Source organism: Variovorax sp. GW821-FHT10B04 (genome assembly GCF_059415645.1).
This window is the reverse complement of sequence record NZ_JBWKNQ010000002.1, coordinates 664,105-674,301: the sequence shown is the minus strand read 5'-3', so window position 1 is coordinate 674,301 and position 10,197 is coordinate 664,105. Positions and strand designations below refer to the sequence as shown.

Below are 10,197 nucleotides of genomic sequence, written 5' to 3'. Positions count from 1 at the left end.
TTCCAGCGGGTCTATGCGACTGTCAAGCCGGGGCGATACAGCCGCGCGGAGTTCTGGGACGCAGTCAATACGCGCCGGTTTGAGCTGGCAGAGAAGAAGAACGACCAGACCCACGGCCCCATGCTGCTCCATGGCGAACAAATCGACGACTCCACCGCATTGATGCGGCGGCTGCCCGATGAAGAGTCGGCCGGCTCGATCAAAACGGAAGTGCACGTTCTGGTCGGCCCGCACTATGTCACGCTGGAGCAGGAGTCCTTCAGCAGGGACGAAAAGGACATCACTTACGAGAAGTCCGATCCGGCACCGGCCGAGGCTCGCCTGAAGATGATCGCCTCCAAGCTCATGTACTACGAGACGGCAGCGCGTGCCAAGCCCGGTTTCTGCATGCAGGGCGTGATCTTCGATGTCGGGCAGGACGATGAAAGTACTTCCTTCCGATTCCGCGCCAAGGATCTGCCTGATCTGCGGTTGGACGTGTACTACCACGCCGTAACCGGGCAGCCGAGCCGGGGCCTGCCGGAGCGCAAGCGCGATGCCTTGATGGTGCTGCCAACCCTCTTTACTGTCATGGCCACACTGCGAGAAGGTCCGACGACGCTGGGCAAGTTACAGGCCGAAGAGTACTTGCGCAAGTCGGTGCGGCCAGCCACGCACCACTACTTCGACATCGAGCGGCGCGATGTCGAGAAGCGCTCGCTCGACCGGCCGTTCTTCGCGCTGAGCCTGACCACAGGCAACGAATACCAGGTGCCAGTGATGGGCGAAATCCCGCGTGACACGCTGATGGCGTCGTATCTGCCGCAGGCACATGCCATGGTGTATCGGCGAGCCGACGCCATCCTGTCTGACACCCAGGTGCTGACTTTGTGGGACGGCATCGTGGCTTCCGTGCGCAAGCGCTGAGCACGCGATGCCGGCCGACGGATCGCGAAGACATGAAGCCCGACCACAGCAGCGGTCAATGGCTGCGCCGCCACTACACCCACAAGCGCTTGGTCTTGCTGGCCATTGCACTCGCCATCGCCACCGCGCTGCTGCGCGGCTGGCTGCCCTTCATCTACGCCCCCAGCTACAGGCCCGAGACCATGACAGAGATTCCCGCGCAGCGCACCACCCATTGCATCGGCCGCTACCTGGTCGACCTGCCCGTCAACTTCGAGCTGCAGACGGGTGGGTGGGGCGACATCGAGCTGTACTACGGCCTGGACAAGAACTTCCGGCGGGTCTATGCGACTGTCAAGCCGGGGCGATACAGCCGAGAGGAGTTCTGGGATGCAGTGAATGCGCGCCGATTCGCACTGACAGACAAGATCAATCGTGAAACTCACGGACCCATGCTGCTCCATGGCGAACAAATCGACGACTCCACAGCACTGATGCGCAGACTTCCTGACGAGGGATCGGCCGGCTCGATCAAAACGGAAGTGCATGTTCTGGTCGGCCCGCACTATGTCACGCTCGAGCAGGAGTCCTTCAGCAGGGACGAAAAGGACATCACTTACGAGAAGTCCGATCCGGCACCGGCCGAGGCTCGCCTGAAGATGATCGCCTCCAAGCTCATGTACTACGAGACGGCAGCGCGTGCCAAGCCCGGTTTCTGCATGCAGGGCGTGATCTTCGATGTCGGGCAGGACGATGAAGTCGCGAACTTCTTCTTCAGGGCCAAGGGAATACCAGACCTCATATTTGAAGTGGACTATCACGCCGTGACCGGGCAGCCCCGAGCGGGGCTGTTTGAACGAAATGCGGAAGCCTACCGCTACCTACCCGCCCTCCGTCTGGTGGCCGTGACACTGCGGGAAAGATTGACCACACTGGCAGGCATGCCGGCAGAGGAACTATTGGCCAAGTTGGTTCGACCGATCACACAGCACAGTTTCGACATCGAACGCCGGACAGAGGAGCGACGTACGTTGGATCAACCCCATTTCAGTATGAAGTTGCGCACGGGAACCGAATACCAGACCCCCGTGACAGGTGACCAACGTCCGCCGGATACCAGCATGAGCTCCTACAACCCTCAACAGAAGGCAATGGTGCACAAGCAGGACAACGCCAGCCTGTCTGATGAACAGGTGCTGACTTTGTGGAACGGCATCGTGGCCTCGGTGCGCAAGCGCTGATCGTGGCAGTGGGCGAAGAAGGCCTATCGTCCACTGCCGCTCCCCGCCTCCACAATCTCAATCCGCCCCTCCTCCAGATCCACCCGGCTCCGCATCAGAAACTCCAGCGGCACCGGCTGTGCCCACAGCATTCCGCGGATCTGCAGACCGATGCGGTTGTGCGATTCCATCGCCGAGCCTTCCATCACCAGTTCGACCTCCAGCGTGCGCGGCAGGATGCGTGGCTCGAAGTGCAGGATCGCGTTCTTCAGCGCCTGTTCCATGCTCACGCGCTGCACGCTCGACGTGAACTGGCCCGACAGCATCGGCAACCCATAGTTCAGCACCGAGCGCGCCGCATGCGGATGCCGCTTCTCGTCGAGCCCCTGGCCGGTCGCGTTGAAGAGCCAACCCAGGTCGCGCAGCACCGCCTGGCGCAGCGCCTGGCGGGTCAGCGTGCGCTTGTCGTCGCTCTCTCGCTGCTCGCCGGGCGCGAGGTCGACCAGGCGGTCGAGCAAGGACGGCTGCAGCCGCTCCTGCGCCGACGCGTCAGCCATGGGAACCTGCCGCGCCCGCCGTGTCCGCCGTGCCTCCATCACCCACATCGCCGGCCACCGCACCATCGGCGGCGCCTGGCGAAGCGTCTTCCTCCGCCGCATCGAACAGAATCTCCCGCACGTCCATCAGCGGATGGTCGCCCGCGTCGCTGCCGAGCACGCGCTGGCCCAGGCCGGCCCAGACGCCGGGCTGCAGCTCGCGCCATTCGGTCTTGCGCGCCAGCTGCACGCCGCCGTCGGCGCTCTGCTCGCTGCCGGGGTAGCGCGTCGGGATCAGCGCCAGCGTCTCGCCGCCGTTCGCGAACTGCAGGTGCGCGGGCAGCCAGACGCAGTCGCGCAGGTCCTCCGGCGGTTCGATCTTGATGTGCGCGAGCCGTGCGTACGGCACCCAGTAGTACTTGCCGTTGACGTAGGCCTCGAGCACCGGGCCGAGCCGCATGTCGGCGTCGGCGAGCCACGCGAAGGGCACGCCGTCGATCGTGCCGCTGCGGGCCGGCGCAGCGTCGAAGGCGCGTTCGCGCAGCGACTCGGCGGCGGCTGCTTCGCCACGGCCCTGCTGCAACAGCGACTCGATCAGCAGCGCGAGCCATTCGTCCGGCTGGCCAAAGACCATCGGCGTGCGGCGCCCCGCGAAGACCTCGGCGCGCAGGCCTTCGCAGCGGATCGCGTCGCCGTACACCTGCTTCATCGGCACCGCGAGCGCATCGAGTTCGGCCGCGACGGTGAGCTGGTTCAGCGCGCGCTCCCATTGCCCGAGCACGCACAGCAACTGCGCGAGGAAGACGCGATGCCGGCTGTCGGCCGGCTTGGCGCGCACCTCGTCGGTGAGCGCCTTGAGTGCGGCGACGGGGTCGGAAGCCTTGAGCAGTTCAGCAGCGGTCATCGCGCGTCCTTTCGGTGAGCCGGGGGTTCATTGGCCTGTCAGTTCGCAGGTGCGGACCGCGCCGCGCGCACCCGTCGCCTGCTGCGGCGCCGAATGGATGCGCAACGTGCGGTAGCCGAAGCGCAGCACTTCGCACGGGCCGCCGACCTCGCCGCCGGTGAGCAGCGCGATCTCCGCGACGCGCGCGCCCTCGAACTCGAATTCGAGCTTGGCCTGCGCATCCGGGCTGGCGTCGCCGCCCGCGCGGAACATCGACAGCCGGATCCGCAGGTCGGTGGTCTGGCTGCGCAGCAGGCTGGCGATCGACGCGGTCGCCGCGTCGCAGCGCCGCACCACGTGCAGGTGCGACACCACCAGCCGCGGCGACGACGCGCCCGCGGGCAGCAGCAGGCCGGCATGCATGTCGTAGCCCAGCACGTCCATGCGCTGCTTGCCGTCGGCGAAGCGGCGCGACGACTCGCCTTCGATCACGGTGCCGCGGTTCTCGATCAGCATCAGCATGTCGAGCGCGCTGCCGCCCTGGCGCGACAGGTCGAGCAGCCGCAGTGCCTCGTCGGTGTCGAGTCGTCCGTCGGAATTGAGTGACATGGTGTCTCCTGAAACGGGTGGATGAAAAGGGTCGCGCCGGACGTCAGTCCCAGCGCGAGATGGCGGCGAAGACCTGGCGGGTTCGCTCGACGGCGGATGCGCCTGCGCCTGGCGCGCCGCGCGTGCGCACCGCCGCGACGGCATCGGCCGCCACCGTGGCGGCGCGGGCACGGACCGATCCGCCGAGGTCGCCCAGGCCGAACAGCCGCGGCGCACTCTGCGGCACCGACGGGCTCGCCAGCACCAGCAGCCGGCCGCCGCGCACACCGTCGAGCCAGGGCAGCGCGAAGCGCTTGGCCGCCGGCGCCTCGGGCGTGCCGCGCTCGAAGCGATTGCTCTCGCCAGGCTCGCGCGGAAACACCGGCTGCAGCGCACCCTGTGCATCGATGCCGATCACCAGCAGGTCGAGCGAATGCCCGCTGGCGTTGCGCACGGACAGCGCCACCTGCCGGCGCGAACCCAGGCCCGAACCCGGGCCGAGCCCGTGCATCGGCCCTGCCGCGCGCAGCGGCTCGCTGCGCAGCAGGCGCTCGCCGCTGCCGTCGACCTCCACCAGATCGACGCTGGCCTCGAAACCCTCCAGCGACCCATCGCCCGCCAGCACCGGCAGGCGCGCCAGCCACTTGAGCCGCGCGAGGTCCTGCAGGCGCTCGCGCAAGGCGGCGCGATCGGGCACGGCGAACGAGACGACATCCGTGCGACCGGCCCGTGCGGCACCCGCGTCGGACGGCGACGCGAACAGCGCCGCGAGCACCGGCGACAGCAGCTCGATGCGCTGGCCCGCCGCGCCCATGTCGCGCCAGCGCACGTCGGCGGCCTCGCTGCCCGCGCCGCCGATCGGCACCCGCACGACGCCGCTCGGATACCCGAGCGACAGCCCGTCCGGCAACGCGCCCGCACTGGCGACGCGCAGTGCGACACCGGCCGGCGGGCCGAGCGGCGACAGCGCCCATTGAACGACCTCCGCGACCTCCGGCGACGCATCCAGTGCCGCCGGCAGCGCGACCTCGGCCTGCCCCGGCGCGAGCTGCGCGACCACCGCGTCGGCACTGCGCACGGTGCCATCGGCCAGCGTGGCGAGCACGCGCACCGGCTGCGCGGCCTCCAGCCCGTCGAGCGCGCCGGCCTCCACGACGAGCCGGCTGCCACGCCGCTGCGCACGCCATTCGGGCCGCGTCGACAACGGTGCGGCCGTGTTGGCGAACAGCGGCAGGTCGAGGTTGCCCTCGGCCACCGGCGACGGCAACTCGCGGCCCGGAAAGCGCAGCTCCAGTTCGTCGATGACCGGCGGATAGAGCGCGAGCACGCCGTTGAAGAGTTCGCGCCAGGTCGCGGGCTTGCGCTGCAGCGCCTCGCTCACGGCCCAGGTCAGCAGGCCTTGCGGGCGCGCGCTGCGGTCCTTGCGCGGCAAGCGCAGCTCGGGCGTGACCTGGTGGCTTTCCGACGCGAAGAAGGCCACGTAGCGGGCGCGCGGCACGTTGGGGCCAGCGGGCGACGACGACGTGGACGTGGCGCTGGAAAGATCGGTGCCCGGGCCCGGGTTCACGAGCTGGTCGACCCGCACGCCGCGGAAGCGCACCTCGTCGTCGGCATCCGCAGAACCGGTGCGCACCGCGGGCGCCACGCCGCCGCGCGTCATCGACGCGGCCGAGCAGGTGTCGAACATGGCCCAGACGAACACGTCGCGCGCCAGGAAGGCGCCGATCCACGCGTCCACCTCGGCGTCGCGCAGCCCACCGGCCAGCGGCGTCGTGCCGCCGACGGTGCCGCGCACGTCGCGCGCGAGGAAGTTCTCGGCCAGCCCGTCGGGCTCCTGGTAGCGCTTGGCGGTGTCGCGCAGCCGCGTGCCGTGGCCCGAGAAATACAACAGCACGAAGTCGCCCGGCGCCGACTGCGCGAGCAGCCGCGCGAGCGCGTCATGGATGCCCGCCGCATCGGGCAGCGCCGCGCCCGGCACGCCGTCGGCCAGCAGGGCGATGTCGGCCGGCGCGAAGCCCTGGCGCTGCAGCGCGTCGCGCATCAGCAGCACGTCGTTGCGCGGCGCCTGCAGCCACAGCGCAGCCGGCTGGTTGACCAGCTCCGACACGCCGACCAGCAGTGCACGCTGCGTCGCACCCGCGCCGCCCGCGACCAGCCACAGCGGCAGCAGCACGAGGCACGCGAGGCATTGGCGGAAGCAGCGGCGCAACCGGTCGTTCATGGCGTCATTTCGGAGCGGAGGACGGTGGTGATGGCGGTGACGGCGATCCGGCGCCGGCCTGCGCGCCCTGCGCCAGCACCACCGAATCGACCAGCGAAGAAGTGCGCAGCACCACGCGCGCAACCGCGGCGTCGGGCGTGCGCAGCAGCCAGGTGCCGTCCGCGTCGGGTCCGCCGACGACCTCGGCCGGCAGCGTGCGCAGCAGCCGCGCAGCGTCGTCCCAGGCCACGCCGGGCTTCCAGCGCACGGCGAGGTCGGGCGATGCGGGCACGGTGGCCTCGCCGGCCGGAGCGCCGACGGGCGCATCACCCTGCGGCACGCTGCGAAAGCGCACGGCATCGTCCTCCACCGCGCTGCCATGCAGGCCGACCTGCTGCACCACCACGGCGAGCAGCAGCACCGCGAAGGCCGGCCGCACGAGCCGGTCGGCCGCGAACCATTGCTTCACGCGGGCCCAGCCCGTGCCGCCGCCATGGCTGCCGCCGGTGCCGTCGCCGCCGATGGTGCCGGTCGTCCGGGCCGCATCGGGGGGCCGGGCCGGCGCGGCGCCGGCCGCGGACGACTGCAGATGCCGCCCGACGCGCGCCGCCAGCTCGCGGTAGAGCGTCTGGTAGCCGATGCGCAGGTCGACCCGCGCCAGCGGCGTGCCGGTGAGCACCGTGAAGGCACCGTCGCCTGCCGAGCGCAGCGCGATCACGCCGGGCTCGGACGCGATCGCCAGCGGCATGTCGGCAGCCCATTCGTCATGCACCGCGCGGATCGCCGCGAGCCGCGTCGCCGACACCTCGCCGACCACGCGCGCGCACAGCGTCGGCGACGGCGCGAGCGCCAGCACGTTCCAGGTCTGGACCAGGCCGAACATCGGCTCGAAGGGTTCGTCCTCGGGTTCCAGCAGCACGTCGAAGGCGCCGGCCCAGTCGGGCTCGCCGGCGGCCACCCAGCCCTGCCAGAGATCGCCCGGCAGCCGCCGGTCGAGCAGCACGCCCATCAGCACGCCGTCGTGCAGCACGCTGACCAGCCGGCCCGGCGCCCAGCGCGCCGAGAAGCCGCGCGCGGCGACCGCCTCGCGGCGCCGCGCGAGTTCGGCCAGCGGCAGCGCCAGGTCGGCTTCGCAGCGGCGCGGCAGCGGCGTGGCCCGCACGCGCGGTGGCACCGGCTCGCGATCCTTGCGGTCCTTGCGGCGTTTCGGGGCGCGTGCGTCGCCGCCCGCGAGAGCGCTTCGCAGATGGTCGAGCGGTGGCCAGAGGTCGGTGGTCATGGCGTGGTTGTCCTGAATGGCTATGTCTTCAGGCGTAAGACGCTTCAGCACCGAGGATTTTGAAAACCAGCAGGATCGCGCCCATGTTGTCCGGCGCGATCGCGATGCCCAGCGTCTGCGAGATCCAGCGGCCGAGTGCGGTGCGCGCGTAGTCCGCGGGCAGGCTGTCGCGCTTGTGGACCAGGCCGAGCCGCCCCGCGCGGTAGTGGTATGACGCGATGGCGTGCCGCGACGCCACGCCCGACAGCCCGCCGGCCGCCTCGCGGCCGAAGCCCTCGCACAGCAGCAGGCGTTCGGGCTCGTCGAGTTCGGCGATGAAGGCGCGCGCCGCCCGCTGCACGCCGCGCGCATCGAGCCCATGCTCGGCCAGCTCGTCGCCGGCCTCGTCGCCGGTGCCGACCTGCGCCTCGAAGTCGGCGTCGCTGATCTGGCTGCCGATCGACAGCTTGCGGCGGAAGCTGCTCGCGCGCGTGCAGTCGATCAGGTAGCGGCGGAAGTACGCGCACAGCGCGAACGCACTCGACGGCGCGCTGTGCGCGCTGCGCACCGCATCACCACGATCGACGACCTCCGTGCCATCGCCCCCGTCGTCCGGATCGGCATCGAGCCGCAGCACCTTCACGTAGATGAACTGCGCGACCAGCTCCTGCCGGCCTTCGCCGAGCACCTTCAGCTCCGGCGGATTGCAGGCCTGCAGCGCGCCACCGACGATCGCGTACATGCGCCCCATGTCGCCGGGCGACAGCGTCTGGCGGCGCTGCCACAGGCGCATCAGCTCGCTGCTGTCGGACGAAGAGAGCGTTTCAAGCACAGGCTCTCCCCCAGGCTTCGCGCACTGCGTGTCGCTTCGCCAACCCCCTCACCGGGGGCAACACCAGCGGCCCGGCAAAGCCGGTTCCGCGGTGTTCCCCGGAAATGCGCAGCCATGCATCAGTCATCGACGCAGGAGCCTTCTTCGGGCACGAGGCACTGCGGCAGGTCGTCGCCGACCGCGGCGCCGCGGGTGCGGATCGACGACGTCGCCGCCGCCGCCACCGCCAGCCCGCGCGGCAGCAGGATCCAGAGCTGGCCGCGCTCCTTCATGCGGCGCGCATTGGTCGCGGCCTGCTGGCCGTTGCCGAAGAAATAGTCGGCCCGCACCGCGCCGCGGATCGCGCCGCCGGTGTCCTGCGCGATGGTCAGGCGCTGCATCGGCGCGCCGGTGCCGGGCGCGCGCGTCGACACGAACACCGGGTAGCCGAGCGGCGTGCTGCGCGGGTCGACCGCGATCGAGCGGCCGGCCGACAGCGGCACGCCGAACGCCCCCACCGGCCCGGCGCCCACGGCCGCCACGGCTTCCTTGAAGAACACATAGCTCGGATCCTGGATGCCCGAGCCCTTGGCGCCCGCCACGGTGCGGCCCGGCACCACCACCGGCCCGCTCGCGACCGGCCGCGCGAGCGTGAAGCCGCGCGTGCGGATCACGCTGGTGTCGGTCGCGGCACCTTCGTCGTCGTCGCCGTCGTCCAGTTCCAGCTCGACGCCGCTGCCGCGCGTCTTCACCGCCGTGCGGTCCTTGCCGTTGGCCGCCTTGGCCAGCGTCGGGCGGAAGGGCTGGCCGTTCTGCTCGGCATAGGCCACGCGGATCAGCTCGCCGCTCGCGAGGCGGATGCGGCCCGAGCCCTGGATCTGCATCTCGTACAGCGCGGTCGCGCTGCTCACGAAGGCCAGCACCTTGGCGTTCGGCGCGCCCTTGGTCTCGATCTCCTCGCGCGTGTAGTACGGCCGCAATTGGCGGCCTTCGGTGCGCAGCCGCACCTTGCGGTCGAGCGTGTCGCGCGTGATGGTCGACAGGTCGAGCGCATAGAGGCCGGGCGCGCCCATGTCGCGCGTGTTCAGGCCGGTCTGCACGACGACGTTGCGGCCCTCAATGCGTGCGGCCACCGTGCCGTTGCCCGGCGGCAGCTTGCGCGCGTCGACGAAGAGCATGTCCTCCGGCTGGCCGTACACCGGATAGATGAAGGGCGGCGCGTAGCTGCGGCTGCCGGTGATCTCGGGCTCGAAGTAGCCGGTGACCACGCCGTCGGGCTTGCGGTCGTCGTCGCGGATCTGGTAGGCCGAGAACTCGCGCTCGAAGAAGCCGCGGATGGCGAGGTTGTTCTTGCCGTCGACGTCGACGGCGCGCGTGCAGACCTCCTTCCATTCGGTGCCGCGGCCGTTCAGCACCTTGCAGCTGCCGAGAAAGGCCGGCCAGCTCTCGACGAAGTCGTCGCGGCCCCAGCCCGGCATCGCGCCGAACGCGACCGAGGTGTAGGTGGCGAGCTGGGTCGAGAAGGTGCGCGCCTGGCCGGCCACGCTGGCGTTCGACAACGCGGGCCGCGCGGCGGCGGCGGGCGCGGCCGGCTCGGGTTCGGGCGCGGCCGACACGCTGGGCGCCGGTGGCGGCGCGGGCTGCGCGGCCGGCGGTGGCGCCGCACAGCCGGCCAGTGCGGCGGCCAGCGCCGCAGCCAGCGCCGTGGCCGCCACCTGCGAGGGCGCCCATCGCCGGGCAAGGCATTCAGGGGTCGGTGACGGTGCTGCGTTCATGGGAGGCTCCTGGAAATGGAAACAGGGGCCCGCGGGCCCAC

At 70.6% G+C, this 10,197-nt stretch carries 9 protein-coding genes; 2 read left to right on the top strand and 7 right to left on the bottom strand.

From position 1 onward, the window contains the following. Both AC07PZ_RS08150 and AC07PZ_RS08145 read left to right on the top strand, forming a co-directional pair. A partial coding sequence (locus AC07PZ_RS08150) for a T6SS immunity protein Tli4 family protein (RefSeq protein WP_495294543.1) occupies window positions 1–906 on the top strand: 906 nt, incomplete at its 5' end. A 32-nt stretch (window positions 907–938) separates the two neighbouring features. Continuing rightward, a complete protein-coding gene (locus tag AC07PZ_RS08145; RefSeq protein ID WP_495294542.1) occupies window positions 939–2,126 on the top strand; it encodes a T6SS immunity protein Tli4 family protein in 1,188 nt (395 codons plus the stop codon). A gap of 23 nt (window positions 2,127–2,149) precedes the next feature. Here the strand turns inward: AC07PZ_RS08145 and tssE are convergent, their stop codons facing one another. The 7 genes from tssE to mltA form a co-directional block, all read right to left on the bottom strand. Continuing rightward, entirely contained in the window at window positions 2,150–2,662 is a 513-nt protein-coding gene (gene tssE / locus AC07PZ_RS08140) for a type VI secretion system baseplate subunit TssE (protein WP_495294541.1), read from the bottom strand. Continuing rightward, window positions 2,655–3,545 (bottom strand): type VI secretion system accessory protein TagJ, encoded by an 891-nt coding sequence (locus tag AC07PZ_RS08135; RefSeq protein ID WP_495294540.1) that lies wholly within the window; start codon window positions 3,543–3,545, stop codon window positions 2,655–2,657. Before AC07PZ_RS08135 ends, tssE begins: the two co-directional genes overlap by 8 nt. 27 nt (window positions 3,546–3,572) lie before the next feature. After that, entirely contained in the window at window positions 3,573–4,133 is a 561-nt protein-coding gene (locus AC07PZ_RS08130; RefSeq protein WP_495294539.1) for a hypothetical protein, read from the bottom strand. A 43-nt stretch (window positions 4,134–4,176) separates the two neighbouring features. Continuing rightward, window positions 4,177–6,333 (bottom strand): caspase family protein, encoded by a 2,157-nt coding sequence (locus AC07PZ_RS08125; RefSeq protein ID WP_495294538.1) that lies wholly within the window; start codon window positions 6,331–6,333, stop codon window positions 4,177–4,179. Window positions 6,334–6,337: 4 nt separating this feature from the next. Continuing rightward, entirely contained in the window at window positions 6,338–7,591 is a 1,254-nt protein-coding gene (locus AC07PZ_RS08120; protein WP_495294537.1) for a hypothetical protein, read from the bottom strand. A gap of 28 nt (window positions 7,592–7,619) precedes the next feature. Then, complete coding sequence (locus AC07PZ_RS08115; protein ID WP_495294536.1) at window positions 7,620–8,402, bottom strand: hypothetical protein; 783 nt, start codon at window positions 8,400–8,402, stop codon at window positions 7,620–7,622. Between the two features lie 119 nt (window positions 8,403–8,521). After that, window positions 8,522–10,156 (bottom strand): murein transglycosylase A, encoded by a 1,635-nt coding sequence (mltA, locus tag AC07PZ_RS08110; protein WP_495294535.1) that lies wholly within the window; start codon window positions 10,154–10,156, stop codon window positions 8,522–8,524. Window positions 10,157–10,197 lie beyond the last annotated feature (41 nt).